Source organism: Cohaesibacter haloalkalitolerans (genome assembly GCF_003574655.1).
Taxonomy (GTDB): Bacteria; Pseudomonadota; Alphaproteobacteria; order Rhizobiales; family Cohaesibacteraceae; genus Cohaesibacter; species Cohaesibacter haloalkalitolerans.
Genome location: NZ_QNUM01000004.1, coordinates 238,427 through 256,835 on the forward strand (window position 1 = coordinate 238,427; position 18,409 = coordinate 256,835).

The following is an 18,409-nucleotide window of genomic DNA, read 5'->3' on the forward strand; positions in this document are numbered from 1 at the left end:
CCTATAGTGCGGTGTTCGTCTGGAACTGCGGATTTCGGTTTTAATACTATTTGGTTGATTCTATTTGAGCTCGCCCGTTTGTTCGGAGCGCAGGCATTTGGAAACGGGAACAGGGCGCAACGACATCATGGCTCCACAGGGATCAGACATTGCCACAAGCGGGCAGCCTCCCCTATTGCAAGGTGACGGCACCGTTGCCGATGGCACCCTGCACCTTTCCGGCGACTGGACGATTGACACCCTGAAGGAAGCCGATCAGCAGGTTGACAGCATTGTCCAATCCCGCAGCACCTTCCAGAAGCTCAACCTGTCAGGCCTTGCCATGCTCGACACCTCTGGTGCCTGGGTCATCATTCGCCTGCTGCGCGGCCTTGGCCTGAAGATGACGGATGCCGAGCCCATCAGAGCGGATCACAAATCCCTGTTCGAGGCGGTTGAGGAAACCAACAAGAAGCAGCCGCAGTCGACACCACAGCCGGGCTTTCTGATCTCCGCCCTCAGCCAGACCGGCGAGGATGTCGTCGAGATCTACAATGACGTCAAGATCCTTGCCTATCTGACCGGTGAGATCGTGCTGTGCCTGCTGCGCAGCATCCTCAATCCGCGCAGCCTGCGCATCACCTCCATCGTCCATCACATGCACCAGACCGGCCTCAAGGCGGTGCCGATCGTTGCACTGATGTCGTTCCTCGTCGGGGCCATCGTGGCGCAACAGGGAGCCTTCCAGCTGCGCAAGTTTGGCGCCGAGCCTTTCGTCATTGATCTGGTCGGCATTCTGGTGCTGCGCGAGGTGGGTATTCTGCTCACCGCCATCCTCGTTGCCGGACGGTCGGGCAGCGCCTTCACTGCCGAAATCGGCTCGATGAAGATGCGCGAAGAAATCGATGCCATGCGTGTCATGGGCCTCAACATCATCGAGGTTCTGATCGCGCCGCGCGTCATTGCACTGATCATCGCCCTGCCCCTGCTGGGGCTTGTGGCCAACCTTGCCGGTCTCGTCGGCGGCGGGATGCTGCTCTGGGTCTATTCCGATATCGCGCCGACCGCCTATATCAACTGGTTGCGCGAGGCGGTGGCCATCAACACCTTCCTTGTCGGCGTGATCAAGGCTCCCTTCATGGCCCTGATCATTGCGCTGATTGCCTGCAGCGAAGGGCTACAGGTCGGCGGCAGCGCCGAAAGCCTTGGCCGACGCACCACCGCCGCCGTGGTCAAGTCCATCTTCCTGATGGTCATGGTTGACGGCCTGTTCGCAATTTTCTTTGCTGCTATCGGCTATTAGGGAGGACCAGATGACCACGCCCCTTGATACCCGGCAGACACCATTGACGAGTGACGATACAAAGCCGCCCATTCTTTCCATACGCGGCCTGACGGTCGGCTTTGACGAGCGCCTGATCCTCGACAAGCTCGACCTCGACGTCAAGCGGGGCGAAATTCTCGGCATTGTCGGCGCTTCGGGCACAGGCAAGAGCGTGCTGTTGCGCAGCGTACTTGGCCTGCTCAATCGTCAGGCCGGACAGTTCATCCTGTTTGGCCATGACACCGAAAATCTGACACGGGCCGAGCGGCTGACCATCGAGCGGCGCCTTGGCGTCTTGTTCCAGCATGGAGCCCTGTTTTCCTCGCTGTCGGTGCTGCAGAATATTCAGGTGCCGATGCGGGAATATTATTCGCTACCCCAGCGCCTGATGGACGAGCTGGCGATCTCCAAGCTCGAACTCGTCGGCCTTTCGCCGGACGCCGCCCACAAATTCCCTTCCGAGCTGTCGGGAGGCATGATCAAACGCGCCGCACTCGCCCGTGCGCTGGCGCTTGATCCGCAGTTGCTGTTTCTGGACGAGCCGACCTCCGGCCTCGACCCGATCAGCGCGGAGGAATTCGACGATCTGATTTCCACGCTCAGAGACACTTTGGGTCTCACCGTTTTTATGGTAACCCATGATCTGGATAGTCTCAGTCAGGCGTGCGACCGGATTGCCGTGCTTGCCGAGCGCCGGGTTCTGGCGATTGGCAACATGACGGAATTGCAGAAGAACCCGCACCCCTGGATCAAGAGCTATTTCACGGGCAAACGCGCCTTCAGACAATGGGACAAGAGCTGACAATGGAAACCAAAGCCAATTATGTAGCCATAGGCCTGTTCACGCTGATTTTGGTGGCCCTCGGGTTCGGCTTCATCTACTGGATCGGTAAATATGACGAAGCCAGACCGATGACCCAGCTTGTCGTCCGGTTTGAAGGCTCCGTCGCAGGTCTCAACCGCGGCGGCGCAGTGATGTTCAACGGCATCAAGGTCGGCGAGGTCCAAAAGCTCGAATATGACCCGAATAACCCACGCTATGTGAAGGCCGACCTGATGGTCGATGCTGACATCCCGCTCAAGAAGGACAGCGACGTCAGCCTTTCCTTTCAAGGCCTGACAGGCGTTGGCACGATCGAAATCAAGGGCGGCAACCCCGATCTGCCAGATCTGTTTGATCAGGGTGGCGTGCCCGAGATGATCGCTCGCAGTTCCTCCTTCGAGGATCTGATGAACGGCGCCCGCCAGCTCATGTCCCGTGCCGACAAGGTGCTCTCCAAGATCGAGGATGTGGTCGACACCAATCAGGAAGGCATCAACAGCTCGATCAAGAATATCGAGAGCTTCACGACGGCGCTCAACAACAATTCCGACAATATCGAGACCTTCCTTGCGGATGCGTCCAGCGCCGCCAAGGGGTTGACCTCGCTGTCCGAACGCCTTGAAGGCCTCAGCGACCGGGCCGACACCCTGCTGGCGGCAGTCGATCCTGAGAGCATCAAGACCAGCGTCACCAATGTCGAAAAATTCAGCGACAAGCTTGTCAATACTTCGGATCGCTTCGACGAGATCGTGACCAATGTGTCCGAGGCTTCAAAAGGCATCAACGACTTCTCCTCCAATCTCAACGCGTCCCTCGGCAAGGTGAACGAGCTGGTCGCCAGCGTTGATCCGGAAGTGGTCTCGGCGGCTGTTTCCTCGCTCAAGGGCTTTGCCGACTCGCTGGAGCGCTCCTCTGACGACATCGACGCAATTCTCGCCAATGCCAAACAGGCTTCCGGCGATATCAGCACCTTCTCCCAGTCGCTGGCCTCGCGCACCGATGACTTCAACATGATCGTGACCGATGCCAAGGAACTTGCCGCACGCCTCAACAAGGCATCCGAGCGGATCGACGGCATTCTAGGCAAGGTCGATGGCATCCTCTCGGATGAAGAGGGCGGAAAAGGCGTCATCGAGGAAGTGACCCTAGCAGCACGCTCCATCCGCAGCGTGGCGGACAAGTTCAACAGCCGGGCGGACGAAATATCGGACGGCATCGCCCGCTTCTCGGGCCGTGGCCTGCGCGATGTCGAAGCCATGGTATCCGAAGCTAGACAGACGCTGAAGAGCGTGGAAAGCGCTGTCGACAAGATCGACAAGGACCCGTCCAGCGTCCTCTTTGGTGGCAACAAGGTGAAAACTTACAATCAGCGCTATTAGTCAGCACTATTGGGCAGCGCGACCAGACAGCGTGCAGGAGCAGCCTGTCGGCCGGATCAAGCCTTGGGAATCACCATGCCGGGACGAATCTGGACGTTGGGGGAACTCTCTCTGCCCTTGGTGAAAATGACAAGATACCAGCCATCGCAGACAAGGCGGTGTAGATGGAGCTAAAATGCACAGAAACAGCTTCGCCGGTTTTGCGCCTAAACCCCAAATGATGAAAGAAAAACAGTCATTCTTGGGAAAAAGCGGTTGGAAGTTCATATTTCTGGGTTAAGGTAGGCCCGGGTTGGTTAAGTCTATTGCCGAGGTACGTTCCTTGTTTTCTGCGTCCAAGATTGTCCGCATAGCGTTAAGCGTGAGTTTTGCTCTGGGGCTTGCATCCTGCTCTGTCGTTGGCGGCGGCAAGGAGCTGGCAACCTATGACCTGAGTGCTCCGACGAGCTTTGACAATCTTTCTGGCCGTAGCAAAGCCCAGTTGCTGGTCTCGGTGCCGACCGCTCTCAAATCTCTCGACAGCGAAATGATCGTGGTGCGGCCCAGTGCCTCGGAGATCACCTATTTCGGCGACGCCCAGTGGAGCGACAGCCTGCCCAACGTTTTGCAGGACAAGCTGATCCGGACCTTCGAGAATTCGGGTCGGGTCCGGTCTGTGGTCAAGCCGGGTGACGGCGTTGTCGTCGACTACAAGCTTTCCACCGCCATCCGCACCTTCGAGCTCGATGACCAAGGCCAGCCAACGGCCCGTGTGGCCCTGTCGGTCAAGATCATCAATGACCGCTCCGGCCGCGTAATTGCTTCGCGCCAGTTCGAGGCATCCGCCCCGGCAGGCGCGGCAACGCCTGCCAAGGGGGTCGCCGCCATGGATCGCGCTCTTGGCGTCGTGCTCAAGGATATTCTGGTCTGGGTGCTGAGCACAACGTGAGGCATCAGACATCTCCATAAGACATCAGGGCACCGCTTCCGTGCCCCTATGATGCCCTATGCACTCAGTCATGCGTGAGCTTGGCGATGTTGGTCAGGAATTGCGCGGCGCTGGCTTCCCAGCTATATTGCGCGGCGTAGTCCAGACATAGCTGCGGATCGATCTTCAGAGCCTCTGTCACCGCTTCAGCCAGATCATCTCTCAAAACCCCGGCCCCACTGTCGCCAATGACATCCAGCGGTCCCATGACGGGATAGGCCGCAACCGGCACCCCTGAAGCCAGCGCTTCAAGCAGAACGATGCCAAAAGTGTCGGTTCTGGAAGGAAAAACGAAAGCATCACAGGACGCATAGACTTCCGCCAGCGCTTCGCCCTCCTTGAGGCCCAGGAACACCGCATCCGGATAGCGCGCTTCCAGCTCTGCTTTCTGAGGGCCGTCCCCGACCACAATCTTGGTGCCCGCAACATCAAGCTTCAGGAAGGCTTCGATATTCTTCTCGACCGCCACGCGCCCCACATAGAGCAGCAGCGGCCCCGGATAGTCGAGCACCTTCTTTTCGCGTGGATGGAACAGGGCCAGATCAACCCCCCGCCCCCAGTAGCGCAGGTTGAGGAAGCCGCGGTCCTGCAGATCCCGTTTGAGGCTGGGGGTCGCAACCATGCAGCAGCTGCCCGGATTGTGAAACCAGCGCAGACCGGCATAGGAAAGCGACAACGGAACCGGGAAACGCGCCGCCAGATATTCCGGAAACCGCGTGTGATAGGACGTGGTGAAGGCCATGTCGCGCTGGCGGCAATAACGCCGCGCCCAGAAGCCCAGCGGCCCCTCGGTCGAGATATGGACATATTCGGGATCGATTTCCCGGATCTTCTTTGCAACCCCGCGCCCCATAGTCAACGACAGGCGGATTTCGGGATAGGTCGGACAGGGGATCGTCTTGAAATCGAGAGGCGTCAGATAATGCACCTCAAGACCCTTGTTTCTCAGTTCCTGACCCAGCCGGTCTAGAGAGCGGACAACACCATTCACTTGTGGATGCCAGGCATCCGTAACAATCATAAGCCCACTCATGCAATCGCCTTGGTCGAAGTTGGATTTTGGAATTGCGGCACTGCCTTGGCTTCTTCGCTCCAGTGGATCAACTCGAAGCGGCCGTCCTGATGCTCCACGATTGCCGTGCAGCTCTCCACCCAGTCACCGGTATTGAAATAGGAGATGCCGAATTTCTCATGCATCTCGGCATGGTGAATGTGGCCGCAGATCACTCCGTCAACGTTGAACTTGCGCGCTTCCTGCGACAGGGTTTCCTCGAAGGTGCCGATGAAATTGACCGCATTCTTGACCCGCATCTTGGCCCAGGCCGACAGCGACCAATAGCTGAACCCAAGCTTGCGGCGCAGGGCGTTGAGCACCGTATTCACCCCGAGCGCAAAGCTGTAGGCCCAGTCGCCCAGATGGGCGAGCCACTTGGCGTGGCGCACGACCATGTCATACTGATCGCCGTGGATGACCAACAGGCGGCGACCATCGGCGGTTTCGTGGATGTCATGTTCCCTGACTTCGACACCGCCAAAATGCGCGCCGTAATAATTGCGCAGAAACTCATCGTGATTGCCGGGAACATAGATGATGCGCGCGCCCTTGCGCGCTTTCCTCAAAAGCTTCTGGACAACATCATTATGCAGCTGCGGCCAGTGCCACCGGCTTTGCAACCGCCAGCCATCGACAATATCGCCAACAAGATAGATCACGTCGGCATCGTGGTATTTCAGAAAATCAAGCAGCATCTCTGCCTGACAGCCACGGCTTCCCAGATGAACATCGGAGATGAACATCGTCCGATGCTTGTAAAGCCCTTCATCGCTGAACTGATTCATGTGTCTGCTCTGATTCAGGTTCTCTCAAAGTGTCCGCCCCTTTTAAGAACGGGCTGTCTCACTTTTGTGACAATCAGGGCAGGCGCAGTCGAAAGGCAGGAGCTTTCCCCTACCCTTCAGCAAAAACAGACGGATTTTTGCGGAATATCGCCCCTCAGACGGATTTGACCTGCCGCTCAACCTTGCGGGATACGCCCAGTTGGCGCTCGCGGTAGACAACGAAAAGACCAGCCAGAACGACAATGGAGCCACCGGCCAGCACCGCATGACTCGGATATTCGCTGAACAGCACAATGCCGATGATCACGTTCCAGACCACGTTGACATAGTCGAACGGCGCAATCAGCGAGGCCTCTGCCATACTGTAGGACTTGGTCATCAGGATCTGCCCCAATCCGCCGAACACCCCGGCCAGCACCATCAGCCCGAAGGTCCGGGCATCCGGCATGACCCAGCCCCAATAGGCGCTGACCGATGAAAACAGGGTCGCTGTCACGAAGAAATAGAAGACAATAGCCGAGCTCTTCTCGGTTTTTGTCATCATCCTGATGAGAATGCCGGCAAGCCCACCCAGAAAGGTCGACGCAAGGCATAGCACGGCACCGAGCAGGCCGACGTCGCCGGAGGATGCAGCCAACCTCGGCGACAGGATGATCAGCACGCCAACAAAGCTGACCGCAACCGCCGTCCATCGATAGGCCCTGACGGTTTCCTTGAGAAAGATCGCCGCCAGCGCAACGATCATCATCGGGTTGATGAAGGAGATGGCGGTTGCCTCCGGCAGGGGCAGCAGTGTGATGGATGTGAACCAGCAGAACATCGACGTCGCCCCGACAACGGACCGCCGCACATGAGACCACGGATTGTTGGTACGAATGCAGTCACGCCAGTCGCCTTGCAGGGCCGTCACCAGAAAAAGCGGCGGAATGGCGAACAGGCAGCGGAAAAACACGACCTCGCCAATCGGCATCGTCTCTGCGGTGTATTTGATCAAGGCGAGCATGATCGCGAACATCACCGTGGAGGCAATTTTCAATCCGATGCCGTAAAGAGCGTTCATTGCGGGGTCTTTCCGGTTTTCCGTCTGCTTGCCTCGGTCTTCCGGCGGCCAGCCGGTAGAGGCAGAGATGCGGGAACACGTGTGCAAGGAGGGGCGATGGCAATTGCATGCGCTGGGTAAGAAGGTCATTTTCCGCACGCTTTACAGAAAAGATCAAGTTGTTTCTGACACTCTGCTGGACGGTGCCCCTTCGCTCGCAAGCCGTTTGTGCCTGTCACACCCGCAAAAAGCCCGGATTTTTGCAAACTTTCATTCATCAGCGAAACTGAACGAAACTTGTGTGCTGATTTACAGAATTGAAATGTTGTGATACACAACATGTTCTTTCCCGAGCGCACCTTGTTCGATGCCAATGATTGCCGCTTCGAACGCGCAATCTCCTACTATCGCAAAGCGTTCATTCCGATGACATTGCCCAGACCCTCTCTGAGGACATCGCTCAAGTCAGCACCAAGGACAACGGTTCGCAAGGCCAGCGTGGCGTTTGATGCCATGCCCAGCTTTCTGCAAGCAGTTTTCGTGATGTTCATCGCAATGATCGGCTTTACCCTTCAGGCCGGTATCGTCAAGGAACTGGGACAGAGCCTGCATGTCAGTCAGATCATTGTCATGCGGCAGGCGTGGATGATCCTGTTCCTGCTGCCGCCGATGCTCAAATCTGCTCATGGCGATCTCAAGATCCATCGCATGGACCTGTTCGTCCTGCGCGCCATCTTCACCTACCTGAGCATTCTGGCAGGCTTTACGGCGATCATCGAACTGCCGATGGCAACCGCAACCACGATGAGCTTTACCCGCACCTTCTTCCTGACCATCTTTGCCGTGTTGATCCTCAAGGAAGCTGTCGGCTTGCGCCGTATCGCCGCGCTGGTGGTCGGCTTCATTGGTGTTCTGGTCATTGCCCGCCCGGCCGAGCTGCTGGCGGGAGGCCTTGCCGGGCTCGATCAGAATCTGTTGCTGGCCCTTGCCGGAGCGGCCCTTGTTGCAGGCAACCAGACCATCGTGCGCATCCATTTGCGCTTTGACCGGCCAACGATCATCGTCACCTATCAGGCCATCGTCATCGGGCTGGCGCTTGTTCCACTGGCATGGATCCACTGGAAGCCGATGACCCTTTCGCAGTTCGGCCTGATGGCCCTGATCGGCGTTTGTGCCAGCTTTGCCCAGTGGCTGATGCTGCATTCCTTCAAGCGGGCCGAGGCGACGGCGCTGGCGCCATTCGACTATCTGCGGCTGGTGATGTCCGCCGCGCTGGGCTGGTACATGTTCAATGAATGGCCCGATTCCTACACCTGGATCGGGGCGGCGATCATCTTCGCCTCCACCTTCTACATCATGCATCGCGAGGCCCAACTGGGCAAGGAACGCAAGCTGCAACCACCCGGTCACTAGAGCCCCATGCAAAAAAGCCCCATCCAGCAAAGCCACATATTGGCCAACAAACCTCTGGCGGCAGTTCTCGGCCAGTTGCCGGCTCCGGTCTTTTCCGGCAACAGCCGCTCCCTTGGCAAATGCCCCAATGCTGGCGGCGTCTATCTGCTGGCGATGGCCCTGCCACGCCGCACCAAGATCATGCGTCCGACGGAAACCATCCTGCCGCCCGGCCTCTATTGCTACGCAGGCAGCGCCCATGGCCCGGGTGGGCTGCGAGCACGCCTTGCCCGTCATCTGGCAAAAGAGAAGTCCATCCGCTGGCATGTGGATCAGTTGACGACGCGAGCCAGTTCGCTTCATGTCTGGGCATGGCTTGAAGGCACCGAATGTGAACTGGCCACAAAGATGAAGCAGAACGAGGGCTTCAGCGTCCCCCTGCCCGGCTTTGGCAGCTCGGACTGCCCCCACTGCGCGTCCCATCTTTTCGCAAATCCCGCCGACATGCGCTGATCCGCACAGCCCACGAGCGCCCGGAATCGCATCTTGCCAGGGCTAAACCCGGTCCATCTTGCGCCATGGCTTGGCGGGCAGCATCACCCGGATGCCATCGCCCGGCTTCACGGTGCCGCCCTTCAGAACGATCCCCATGATACCGGCCTTGCGCACCAGCGCACCGTCTTCCCCCTTGAAGACAAGCTCCTTGAGCAGGCCCGGCTGCCATGCCTCGATCTGATTGCAGGGGTTGCGCAGCCCCGTGATCTCGACCTCTGCCTCCGCACCGATCTGCAAAACCGTGCCTGTCGGCAAGGACAGCAGGTCGATACCGCTGGTGGTGATATTCTCGCCCATGTCGGCAGGCTGGATCGTGAACCCCTTGAGGGCCATTTCCTCGAACAGCTCCTGATGCATGAGATGCACCTGCCGCAGATTGGGCTGATCCGGGTTGGCACGCACCCGCGACCGATGTTGTACCTTTTCGCCCATATGGGCATCGCCCTCGACACCAAGGCCTTCGAGCAATCGAATGGAATCTTTCAGCTTTTTGGAAAAGGCATGCCGGTCATCAAGACTGACAGCACGCACGACACCTTCAAGGATTTCATCTTGCACAGCAGGTCTCCAAAGTGAGGGGGCCAGCGAACTGACACTAAAAAGGGAGGGCAGACAGTGTCTACCCTCCCGTTATGACGTCAATTTGACGACGGATCAATCTGCCACATTGCTTCTCTGGGCGTTGTGGATTTCTTTCTCGCGCCGCACCATCAGCTTGTTGAGAGCCGAGACATAGGCCTTGGCAGACGACACCATGGTGTCGGTATCGGCCGACCGACCCGTGACCGTGTGGTCGCCCTCGCGCAGTCGGCAGGACACCTCGGCCTGAGCATCGGTACCGGCGGTCACCGCGCTCACCTGATACAGCATCAGGCGTGCCTTGTGCGGGATCATCTGCTTGATGGCGTTGAAGATCGCATCGACCGGGCCGTCGCCGGTTGCTTCCTTGGTCACGTGGGTGCCGTCCATGTCCAGCGTCACGATGGCTTTCTGAACACCGCTGGTACCAGCGATCACGGTCATGGCAATGACCTTGATCTTGTCGGATGCTGCACCGACTTCGTCATCAACCAATGCCTCGATGTCTTCATCGAAGATGTTTTTCTTCTTGTCAGCCAGATCCTTGAAACGGTTGAAGGCATCCTGGAAGGCGTTTTCGCCCAAATGATAGCCCAACTCGTCCAGCTTCTGCTTGAAGGCGTGACGACCGGAGTGCTTGCCCATCACCAGGTCGGTACCGCCAACGCCCACGTCTTCCGGCTTCATGATTTCGTAGGTTTCGGCATTCTTCAACATGCCATCCTGATGGATACCGGACTCATGGGCAAAGGCGTTCTTGCCGACAATGGCCTTGTTATACTGCACTGGGAAGGCCGATACGGCAGACACCAGCTTGGATGCGCGGGTCAGCAGCTTGCTGTTGACGCCGGTTGTGTAGGGGAAAATATCATTGCGGGTGCGGATCGCCATGACGATCTCTTCCAGCGCAGCGTTACCGGCGCGCTCACCCAAGCCATTGATGGTGCATTCGATCTGCCGCGCGCCACCCTTGGCCGCAGCCAGCGAGTTGGCAACCGCCATGCCCAGATCGTTGTGGCAATGGGCCGAGAAGATCGCCTTGTCGGAGTTTGGCACATTCTCGATCACGCGGGAGAACAGCGCCGTGATTTCGTCTGGGGCCGTATAGCCGACTGTGTCGGGGATATTGATGGTTGTCGCACCGGCATTGATGGCTGCCTCCACGCACTTGCACAGGAAGTCGAATTCGGTACGGGTGCCGTCTTCTGCCGACCATTCCACATCATTGGTCCAGTTGCGTGCGCGGGTAACGGACTCGATTACCTTCTCGTATACCCGATCCGGCTCCATCTGCAGCTTGTATTTCATATGCACGGGGCTGGTGGAAATGAAGGTGTGAATACGGCTCTTTTCAGCGTGCTTGACGGCTTCGCCTGCCCGGTCGATATCCTTGGCGCCAGCACGGGCCAATCCACAAACAGTGGCCTTCTTGACGACCTTGGCAATCTCACTTACGGCCTCGAAGTCGCCGTTGGAGGCGATCGGGAAGCCGGCTTCGATCACGTCGACCCCCAATTCGTCCAGCAAATGAGCGACCTGCAATTTCTCTTCCAGGGTCATGGACGCCCCCGGAGACTGTTCACCATCGCGCAAGGTCGTGTCGAAGATTACGATATTGTTGTTCATTGAACTCTTCCTGCTTTTGCCGCGCCAGCAAAGTCTATGTCATGCATGGCTGGTCACGCGGCTGGAATTTTTCCTGCTGCTTGTGATGTCATCCCCTGAAGATCCGCCGCCGAACGAGCTCAGCGCCTGTCGATGTTCAGGGGCACATAAGGAGGAGTAGTTCGGAATCTAGACGAGCGAGAGCATTGGGAGCCTGCAGCTCAACCAACTCGATCAGACCAATTTTGCTCTCAGGAGCGGTCATGGAAATCTCTCTCACTCTATTTCAACACCCGCGCGATCTTGGCGCAGATTGCTTACCCAAGAATGTCTAACCGATTGCCCGCCCTGAAACAAGAGCTATTTTTTACAAACTTCCACCAAGGGCACAACCAGAAGAGTTGAAAAGACAACAGTCTTCAACCAATAAAACCACAACTTAAGAATGCACATCCATAGTTAAATAACCTAAAATTAAATATCGAAAAACTCATCTATATAAAAATACAATAAAAACCATCTATTGAATATACATATATGCAGACAAATAAATATTTATTAAGTCTTTCCTCTTACAAGAAAGTTATAAAAAACGTCCCCCGCCAACGATTACTCATTGAGAATTGTTGTAAAGAAAAGTAAATTCGAAAGGTTATAAAAATGAACCTGCTTTCGAAACTGAAGCTGACTCAGAAAGTGACATTTCTGATCATCGGCTCCGTGCTTATATGCATGGTCTCGCTCGCCACGGCGACGTGGTTCACAATCAGCAACAAGATCAAGAGCGATGTCCTGCACCAGCAGTCGATCAGCATCCGCGTAGCCACCCAAATCTTCGAGACCGGCATCGCAGGCGTCTCGGTAACCAGAAGCACTTCGGGGGATATATCCCGGCTTGTCATGACGGAAATTCCGGCCTTTACCGATCACAACATGATTGACCGTGTTGGCGACATCACTGGCGAAACGGCAACCGTATTTGCCTGGGACAATGAAAGCAAGGATTTCTGGCGCAAGACCACCAACATCAAGAAACCAGATGGCTCGCGCGCCGTGGGCACCCCCCTCGGCAAGACCGGAGCCGTCTATCCGGTTGTAACCGCAGGCAAGACCTTTGTAGGAGAAGCCGTCATTCTGGGCGTCCCCTACTACACCCTTTATCAGCCGATTTTCTCTGCCAGCAATCAGGTCAACGGCATCCTCTATGTAGGCATCCAGAAAGAACGCGTTCAGTCGATCCTTGGTGAGGTGACACGCAGCCTTCTGATTTCCGCCCTCGTCGTTGGCGTTCTAATCGCGGCCTTCGCCTTCTTTGCTGGGACCCGTATGATGAAGCCGCTGCCCGTCATGACAGCACTGCTGACAGCAATTGCCCGCGACGAGCAGATCGTTGAAATTCCCTACAAGAGCCGCAAAGACGAGATTGGCGACATGGCCGAAGCTGTTGCCGTGTTGAACGAGAAGAATGTCCATCGCCTTGAGCTGGAACAGCACAAGAATGCCACGGACAGAGAGCGCGAGGTGCGTGAGCGGAAGATCCTGCAGACCGTGACGGATTTCGACAAGGACATCCAGGCGATCCTGTCCGCCGTCGCCGAGAACTCCCGAACCATGGAAGGCACGGCCCAGCGCCTGACGGAAATCGCCGAAACCACCGCAGAGCAGTCCACCAGCGCGGCCTCGGTTTCCAACGAAGCGGCCAGCAACGTCCAGACCGTCGCCTCCGCCTCGGAAGAACTGTCGGCCTCGATTGGCGAAATTTCCCAACAGCTGGGCAAGACCCGCAGCGTTGTTGCGCTGGCTTCCGAGGAATCGAACGCCACCAACGACAAGGTGGAAAGCCTAGACAAGGCTGCCCAGAAGATCGGGGAAGTGGTGAACCTCATTCAGGACATCGCAGAACAGACCAACCTGCTGGCCCTCAATGCCACCATCGAGGCTGCCCGCGCCGGAGAGATGGGCAAGGGCTTTGCCGTGGTCGCAGCCGAAGTCAAGGAGTTGGCCACTCAGACCTCCAAGGCAACCGAGGAAATCGCCAACCAGATCGCAGACATCCAGACCTCGTCGCAGGATGCGGTGGCCGCAATATCCAAAATCTCCGAGACCATGAGCGAAGTGAACGAATACACCAATTCGATCGCAGTGGCCGTGGAACAGCAGGGCTCTGCCACCATGGAAATCAGCGCGAATGTTCAGCAGGCCTCCAGGGGCACAAGCGAAGTGAGCGAGCGCATGGCATTGGTCAACAGCTCCGTTTCTGACACCCACCAATCCGCCAGCAACGTGTTGGAAGCCTCTCGTGCATCCGCCCAGCAGGCAACACAGCTGCGCAGCCGCATCGAAAGCTTCCTCAAGGACATTCAGGCGGCATGATCTGCCGTCTCAAGGCGAAGCGTACAAAAAAGACACGGTGCCCGAGGCACCGTGTCTTTTTGCTTTAAAGCTGCATCCCTTGAGAGCAGACGGACCGGCTCTTATCTGTAATGGGACAGAAGATAGGCGCGTGTGGCGCTGAGGGCGGACATAACCTTCGGCGCCCGTGGCGACTTGCACAGAGCAAGCGACGGCGCGATGGAAACCTGACCGACCCCAACGTGGGTGAATTTGTCATCATTCTCGAGAAACTCGTCAAGAGCCGTGACGCAGGCCTGCTTATAGCCTTCCAGATCACCAGCCAGAAAGATATCCCAGACCTTGGGCAGCAGGATGGTCTCGACACCGATCGATTCCGCGCCCAGCACATCACGGCAGGTCTTGAACAGCCCACCGGTTGCTTCCATCGTTGATGGAGCCGTAACGAGAATGGCGATATCACTGCGTCCCGGGTTCGACATGGCCTTCTTGAAGACATCATCGGCAAGCAAACGGTCGGTACGCAGCACCGGAGCCCCTTCGACCATCAAACGGTCGGCAATGGGGCTAAGCGTCGAGCAGGTAACCAGCAGCAGATCGACCCCGCGAGCACATTCCAGAATAGCCCGTTCGATTTCATTGCCTATATCCGCATCGATATACCCAAGCTCGGTCACCTTCTGCAGCAGATCGTTCCGCACAAAATGCTGCTCGGGCACCAGATTTGTTCCTTCGAGCGCTTCGGAAAAAAGCGCAATGTTACTCTCGATGCTGTGTAGGAAAGAAAAAGACATTGGAATAGCCTGGGACGATATTGGATGAAAAGATGAGGTCTTTGGACGGCCTGTTGAGCGCACAATAAGACCAAAATTCAACCAATGCCAGTGTTAAATATACAATTTTCCTTCAGAAACGAGAACGGTTCGGCCACCGACGCGAACACTCGACAAACGCCCCTCGGCAACATCGAGTTCCAGTTCAATGATCGAGGGACGCCCCATCTCGAAACCCTGTTCGATGCTGTAGCGATGGGTGCCCTGCCCCGGCTTGTCGAACTGGCAGATCACGCCAGCAAAGGCCGCGGCAGCAGATCCTGTGGCAGGGTCTTCGACAATTCCCATGCCCGGCGCAAACATGCGGGCATGAAAACTGGAAGCATGGCAGGTTGTCTCACGGGTGTAGAGGAAGGCATCATTGTGGTCATGAGCCCCGAACGCCGTGCTCCAGCTTGGCATCACCGGCCGCGCCCGTTTCATCGCATCCAGATTGCGAATGGGCACCATGGCAAAGGGAACGCCTGCCGAATAGGCGGTCGGCACATGGTTCTCGAACCCGATATCCTTGATATGCAACCCGAGCGCTGCGGCAATTTCGTCCTTCGAGCCCAGCTTGACTGACGACAGCGGCTTGGAAATCTGAGGCACCTCGAAAACAGCCTTGCCCAGACGACCGGAATAGAGTTTGACCTTGGCGCGAATCCGCCCGACCTTTTCCTCCATCAGCATGACGCAATTCTGCTCGGTCTCCAGATGCGGGAAGCGCAACAGCCCCAACAGAACCGCCGTCCCGACTGTCGGGTGCCCAGCGAAGGGCAGCTCATAGGCTGGCGTGAAAATTCGCAAGGAGGCGCTATGTGCCTTGTTCTCGGGCGAACAGACGAAAACCGTCTCGGAGAAATTGAATTCCCTTGCGATCTTCTGCATCTGCTCATCCGACAGATCGTCGCAATCAAGCACAACGGCAAGCTGGTTGCCCGCAAACAGCTCTTTCGTGAACACATCCAGGGTGAAATAGCGGTGCTCGTTTTCAGACATATGTTCTTGTTCCAAAGTGCTTGAGCAAAGAAAAGGGAGTTAGACAGTATAGGCGTATCCCGGTATCGAGACCAACATCAATCAACGACAAACCTAAACAAAGCATAAAGAAAAATCCCGATCGCCAGGACCGGGATTTTCGTAGAATTTACAAGACGCAAGAAGCTTAGTTCTTGTCTTTGTTGACCATGGCCTTTTCTTTGATCCAAGGCATCATGGCACGCAGTTTTGCGCCAACTTCTTCCACCTGATGGGCGTCGTTGCGAGCGCGGATCGCCTTGAAGGAGGTCTGGTTGACCTTGTTTTCCAGCATCCAGTTGCGCACGAAGGTGCCATCCTGAATGTCGGTCAGAACATTCTTCATTTCCGCCTTGGTCTCTTTGGTAATCAGACGCGGGCCGGTGACATATTCGCCATATTCAGCCGTGTTGGAAATGGAGTAGTTCATGTTGGCGATACCGCCTTCATAGATCAGGTCCACGATCAGCTTCATTTCGTGTACGCATTCGAAATAGGCCATTTCAGGGGCATAGCCACCTTCAACCAGCGTTTCGAAGCCAGCGCGCATCAGTTCGACAACGCCACCGCAGAGAACGGACTGTTCGCCGAACAGGTCGGTCTCACATTCTTCCTTGAAGGTCGTTTCGATAACGCCTGCGCGGCCACCACCGTTGGCGGAAGCATAGGACAGGGCCAGATCATGGGCATTGCCGGTTGCGTCCTGAGCAACGGCGATCAGGGTCGGCACGCCAGCGCCGCGAACATATTCGCCGCGAACCGTATGGCCCGGGCCCTTTGGAGCAACCATGGCAACGTCAAGGTCGGCGCGTGGTTCGATCAGGTTGAAATGCACATTGAGGCCGTGAGCGAACAGCAACATGGCATTTTCTTTGAGGTTTGCATGCATGTTGTCGTAATAGATGTCAGCCTGCAGCTCGTCCGGCGTCAGCATCATCACAACGTCAGCCCATTTGCAGGCATCGGCAACGGACTTCACGGTAAGACCTGCTGCTTCGGCTTTCTTGGCAGAGGAAGAACCTTCGCGCAAACCGATGACAAGATTCTTCACGCCGGAGTCACGCAGGTTGAGTGCATGGGCATGGCCCTGGGAGCCATAGCCGATGATGGCAACATTCTTGCCCTTGATCAGATTGATATCTGCATCGCGATCATAATATACGCGCATTATTTCTTCCTTTTTTCTCGCTGCGGGCTAACAAAATTACCCTAACAGGCTGATATTTGGTCGAAACCGAAAGATTTGAACCCGACCTAAAAGAAGACAGGGACAAGGTCAAGCCCAAATATGAACTGAATGCTCCCCAAAGGGAGCGGGATGGCCAAAGGCCGCTTAAATTTCACCCATGGCGCGCTGGAACCGGCGCACGCTCTCCGCAAAGCCGTAAATCAGGGCATCGGCGATAAAGCCGTGTCCGATCGACACTTCGCGGATAAAGGGCACTTCCTTCATCAGGGCTGGCAGATTGTCCGGCGTAAGGTCATGACCGGCGTTGACATCAAGCCCGGCTTCCCTTGCCGCCTTGGCGGTTGCGGAAACCTCGGCCAGACGTGTTGCCGCCAGCGCCGGGTCCGAATGGCAGGCGCCATAGGGGCCGGTGTAGATTTCGATGCGGTCTGCCCCGAAAGCTGCTGCCTTTGCCGGTTGCTCCGGATCCGGATCAACAAACAGCGACATCTTGATACCGGAGCGCTTGATCACATCGATCGAAGACCGCAGCAAGGCGTCACTGGCCTCGAAGTCCCAACCATGATCTGACGTCTGCTGGCTCGGATCATCCGGAACAAACAGGGTCTGGTCCGGCTTCACTTCCTCGCACAGGGTCAGAAAACGGTTGTCAGGGAACCCTTCAAGGCAAAGCTCCTTGCCGGGGAAATCCTTGCGGATCATGTCGGCAAGATCCCAGACATCCCTGCGCCGGATATGACGTTCGTCGGGACGAGGGTGAACCGTGATCCCCTTTGCTCCGGCTTCCAGTGCAATCCGGGACAGGCCTGTGACACTCGGCCAGGGCAGGTCGCGCCGGTTGCGCAACACGGCCACGGCATTCACATTCACGCTCAATCGTGTGTTCATAGAATTTCAGTCCTTCCAACTTAAACCCGACAAAAGCCACCCGGCAAAGACAAGCACGCCGGGCATCCTTCAGGAGACGGATGCCGATCTGTTGTCTCCCCTGCCGGGGCTCAGGTCTTGTTCGGTCCACGGCGCAAGGCAACGACGCCGGTGCGGCAGACCTCGACCAGACCAAGCGGCTGCATGATCGAGATGAACTGCTCGATCTTGTTCTGCCGACCGGTCATCTCGAACACAAAATGCTCGGCCGTAGCATCGATCACCGTAGCACGAAATGCATCAGCCAATCTCAGGGCTTCCACTCTTTTATCGCCTGTTCCGGTCACCTTGATCAAGGCCAGCTCCCGTTCCAGCGGTGCGACATCGAATGTTGACAGATCAGCCACTTCATGCACCGGCACCAGCCGCCCCAACTGGGAGCGGATCTGCTGCAGCACCGGCGGTGTTGCGGTCGTGACGATCGTGATGCGGGAGATGTGTTCCTCGTGGGAGGTTTCCGACACGGTCAGTGAGTCAATGTTGTATCCGCGCCCGGAAAAAAGGCCGATGACGCGCGCCAGAACGCCGGGTTCGTTGTCCACCAGGACAGATAGCGTATGGGTTTCCTGTACGGTCGATACTTCTTCAATGAAATAGGCAGATCCCTGTTGCATCTTGCCGTTCCTTC

At 56.8% G+C, this 18,409-nt stretch carries 18 protein-coding genes; 8 read left to right on the forward strand and 10 right to left on the reverse strand.

Annotated elements, in window-relative coordinates; genetic code table 11:
• Nucleotides 1-97: 97 nt before the first annotated feature.
• From DSL70_RS11735 to DSL70_RS11750, 4 genes are all read left to right on the forward strand, one after another.
• Nucleotides 98-1,282: an ABC transporter permease gene (locus DSL70_RS11735; protein WP_205563241.1), complete on the forward strand. Its 1,185-nt coding sequence runs from the start codon at nt 98-100 to the stop codon at nt 1,280-1,282.
• Between the two features lie 10 nt (nt 1,283-1,292).
• Nucleotides 1,293-2,105 (forward strand): ABC transporter ATP-binding protein, encoded by an 813-nt coding sequence (locus DSL70_RS11740; protein WP_119308118.1) that lies wholly within the window; start codon nt 1,293-1,295, stop codon nt 2,103-2,105.
• 2 nt (nt 2,106-2,107) lie between these two features.
• The gene (locus DSL70_RS11745; RefSeq protein WP_162916626.1) at nt 2,108-3,505 is read left to right on the forward strand and encodes an MlaD family protein; all 1,398 of its coding nucleotides are present in this window, start codon (nt 2,108-2,110) and stop codon (nt 3,503-3,505) included.
• Nucleotides 3,506-3,866: 361 nt separating this feature from the next.
• Nucleotides 3,867-4,433 (forward strand): ABC-type transport auxiliary lipoprotein family protein, encoded by a 567-nt coding sequence (locus tag DSL70_RS11750; protein WP_162916628.1) that lies wholly within the window; start codon nt 3,867-3,869, stop codon nt 4,431-4,433.
• Between the two features lie 64 nt (nt 4,434-4,497).
• On the opposite strand, the gene DSL70_RS11755 is transcribed toward DSL70_RS11750, so the two are convergent.
• From DSL70_RS11755 to DSL70_RS11765, 3 genes are all read right to left on the reverse strand, one after another.
• Nucleotides 4,498-5,505, reverse strand: a complete 1,008-nt coding sequence (locus DSL70_RS11755; RefSeq protein ID WP_119308121.1) for a glycosyltransferase family 4 protein — start codon at nt 5,503-5,505, stop codon at nt 4,498-4,500.
• Nucleotides 5,502-6,311, reverse strand: a complete 810-nt coding sequence (locus tag DSL70_RS11760; RefSeq protein ID WP_245418189.1) for a UDP-2,3-diacylglucosamine diphosphatase — start codon at nt 6,309-6,311, stop codon at nt 5,502-5,504. The genes DSL70_RS11755 and DSL70_RS11760 overlap by 4 nt, the downstream gene beginning before the upstream one ends.
• A 154-nt stretch (nt 6,312-6,465) precedes the next feature.
• On the reverse strand, nt 6,466-7,371 hold the full coding sequence (locus tag DSL70_RS11765) for a DMT family transporter (protein ID WP_162916630.1): 906 nt from the start codon (nt 7,369-7,371) through the stop codon (nt 6,466-6,468).
• Between the two features lie 67 nt (nt 7,372-7,438).
• Between DSL70_RS11765 and DSL70_RS22255 the strand changes: the two genes are divergently transcribed.
• Genes DSL70_RS22255 through DSL70_RS11775 form a run of 3 tightly spaced genes read left to right on the forward strand, consistent with a single transcriptional unit; the run spans nt 7,439 to nt 9,255 of the window.
• Nucleotides 7,439-7,681 carry a hypothetical protein gene (locus tag DSL70_RS22255; RefSeq protein ID WP_162916632.1) on the forward strand — a complete coding sequence of 81 codons (243 nt, stop codon included), beginning with the start codon at nt 7,439-7,441 and terminating at the stop codon, nt 7,679-7,681.
• 8 nt (nt 7,682-7,689) lie between these two features.
• Entirely contained in the window at nt 7,690-8,763 is a 1,074-nt protein-coding gene (locus DSL70_RS11770; protein ID WP_119308123.1) for a DMT family transporter, read from the forward strand.
• 6 nt (nt 8,764-8,769) lie between these two features.
• Nucleotides 8,770-9,255, forward strand: coding sequence for a GIY-YIG nuclease family protein (locus DSL70_RS11775; protein ID WP_245418190.1), 486 nt, complete (start codon nt 8,770-8,772; stop codon nt 9,253-9,255).
• Nucleotides 9,256-9,297: 42 nt separating this feature from the next.
• Here the strand turns inward: DSL70_RS11775 and DSL70_RS11780 are convergent, their stop codons facing one another.
• Nucleotides 9,298-9,855 carry an MOSC domain-containing protein gene (locus DSL70_RS11780; protein WP_119308124.1) on the reverse strand — a complete coding sequence of 186 codons (558 nt, stop codon included), beginning with the start codon at nt 9,853-9,855 and terminating at the stop codon, nt 9,298-9,300.
• A 96-nt stretch (nt 9,856-9,951) separates the two neighbouring features.
• Nucleotides 9,952-11,502, reverse strand: coding sequence for a 2-isopropylmalate synthase (locus DSL70_RS11785; protein ID WP_119308125.1), 1,551 nt, complete (start codon nt 11,500-11,502; stop codon nt 9,952-9,954).
• A 639-nt stretch (nt 11,503-12,141) separates the two neighbouring features.
• Here DSL70_RS11785 and DSL70_RS11790 point away from each other — a divergent pair.
• The gene (locus DSL70_RS11790; RefSeq protein ID WP_119308126.1) at nt 12,142-13,854 is read left to right on the forward strand and encodes a methyl-accepting chemotaxis protein; all 1,713 of its coding nucleotides are present in this window, start codon (nt 12,142-12,144) and stop codon (nt 13,852-13,854) included.
• Between the two features lie 101 nt (nt 13,855-13,955).
• Here the strand turns inward: DSL70_RS11790 and DSL70_RS11795 are convergent, their stop codons facing one another.
• The 5 genes from DSL70_RS11795 to ilvN all read right to left on the reverse strand — a co-directional run bounded on the left by DSL70_RS11795 (nt 13,956) and on the right by ilvN (nt 18,395).
• A complete protein-coding gene (locus DSL70_RS11795) occupies nt 13,956-14,627 on the reverse strand; it encodes a hypothetical protein (RefSeq protein ID WP_119308127.1) in 672 nt (223 codons plus the stop codon).
• 93 nt (nt 14,628-14,720) lie between these two features.
• Nucleotides 14,721-15,647, reverse strand: a complete 927-nt coding sequence (locus DSL70_RS11800; RefSeq protein ID WP_119308128.1) for a PhzF family phenazine biosynthesis protein — start codon at nt 15,645-15,647, stop codon at nt 14,721-14,723.
• A gap of 166 nt (nt 15,648-15,813) precedes the next feature.
• Nucleotides 15,814-16,833, reverse strand: a complete 1,020-nt coding sequence (gene ilvC / locus DSL70_RS11805) for a ketol-acid reductoisomerase (protein ID WP_119308129.1) — start codon at nt 16,831-16,833, stop codon at nt 15,814-15,816.
• 165 nt (nt 16,834-16,998) lie between these two features.
• Nucleotides 16,999-17,742, reverse strand: coding sequence for a pyridoxine 5'-phosphate synthase (locus tag DSL70_RS11810; protein WP_119308130.1), 744 nt, complete (start codon nt 17,740-17,742; stop codon nt 16,999-17,001).
• A gap of 110 nt (nt 17,743-17,852) precedes the next feature.
• Nucleotides 17,853-18,395 (reverse strand): acetolactate synthase small subunit, encoded by a 543-nt coding sequence (gene ilvN / locus DSL70_RS11815; protein ID WP_119308371.1) that lies wholly within the window; start codon nt 18,393-18,395, stop codon nt 17,853-17,855.
• Between the last annotated feature and the right edge of the window lie 14 nt (nt 18,396-18,409).

Bases quoted from the DNA above. Each gene is read 5' to 3' on its own strand.
- DSL70_RS11755 (WP_119308121.1), bottom strand. From the start codon at position 5,505: ATGAGTGGGCTTATGATTGTTACGGATGCCTGGCATCCACAAGTGAAT.
- DSL70_RS22255 (WP_162916632.1), top strand. From the start codon at position 7,439: ATGCGGGAACACGTGTGCAAGGAGGGGCGATGGCAATTGCATGCGCTG.
- DSL70_RS11770 (WP_119308123.1), top strand. From the start codon at position 7,690: ATGTTCTTTCCCGAGCGCACCTTGTTCGATGCCAATGATTGCCGCTTC.
- ilvC (WP_119308129.1), bottom strand. From the start codon at position 16,833: ATGCGCGTATATTATGATCGCGATGCAGATATCAATCTGATCAAGGGC.
- DSL70_RS11810 (WP_119308130.1), bottom strand. From the start codon at position 17,742: ATGAACACACGATTGAGCGTGAATGTGAATGCCGTGGCCGTGTTGCGC.
- ilvN (WP_119308371.1), bottom strand. From the start codon at position 18,395: ATGCAACAGGGATCTGCCTATTTCATTGAAGAAGTATCGACCGTACAG.
- DSL70_RS11760 (WP_245418189.1), bottom strand. From the start codon at position 6,311: ATGAATCAGTTCAGCGATGAAGGGCTTTACAAGCATCGGACGATGTTC.
- DSL70_RS11795 (WP_119308127.1), bottom strand. From the start codon at position 14,627: ATGTCTTTTTCTTTCCTACACAGCATCGAGAGTAACATTGCGCTTTTT.
- DSL70_RS11800 (WP_119308128.1), bottom strand. From the start codon at position 15,647: ATGTCTGAAAACGAGCACCGCTATTTCACCCTGGATGTGTTCACGAAA.
- DSL70_RS11745 (WP_162916626.1), top strand. From the start codon at position 2,108: ATGGAAACCAAAGCCAATTATGTAGCCATAGGCCTGTTCACGCTGATT.
- DSL70_RS11790 (WP_119308126.1), top strand. From the start codon at position 12,142: ATGAACCTGCTTTCGAAACTGAAGCTGACTCAGAAAGTGACATTTCTG.
- DSL70_RS11785 (WP_119308125.1), bottom strand. From the start codon at position 11,502: ATGAACAACAATATCGTAATCTTCGACACGACCTTGCGCGATGGTGAA.
- DSL70_RS11765 (WP_162916630.1), bottom strand. From the start codon at position 7,371: ATGAACGCTCTTTACGGCATCGGATTGAAAATTGCCTCCACGGTGATG.
- DSL70_RS11775 (WP_245418190.1), top strand. From the start codon at position 8,770: ATGCAAAAAAGCCCCATCCAGCAAAGCCACATATTGGCCAACAAACCT.
- DSL70_RS11740 (WP_119308118.1), top strand. From the start codon at position 1,293: ATGACCACGCCCCTTGATACCCGGCAGACACCATTGACGAGTGACGAT.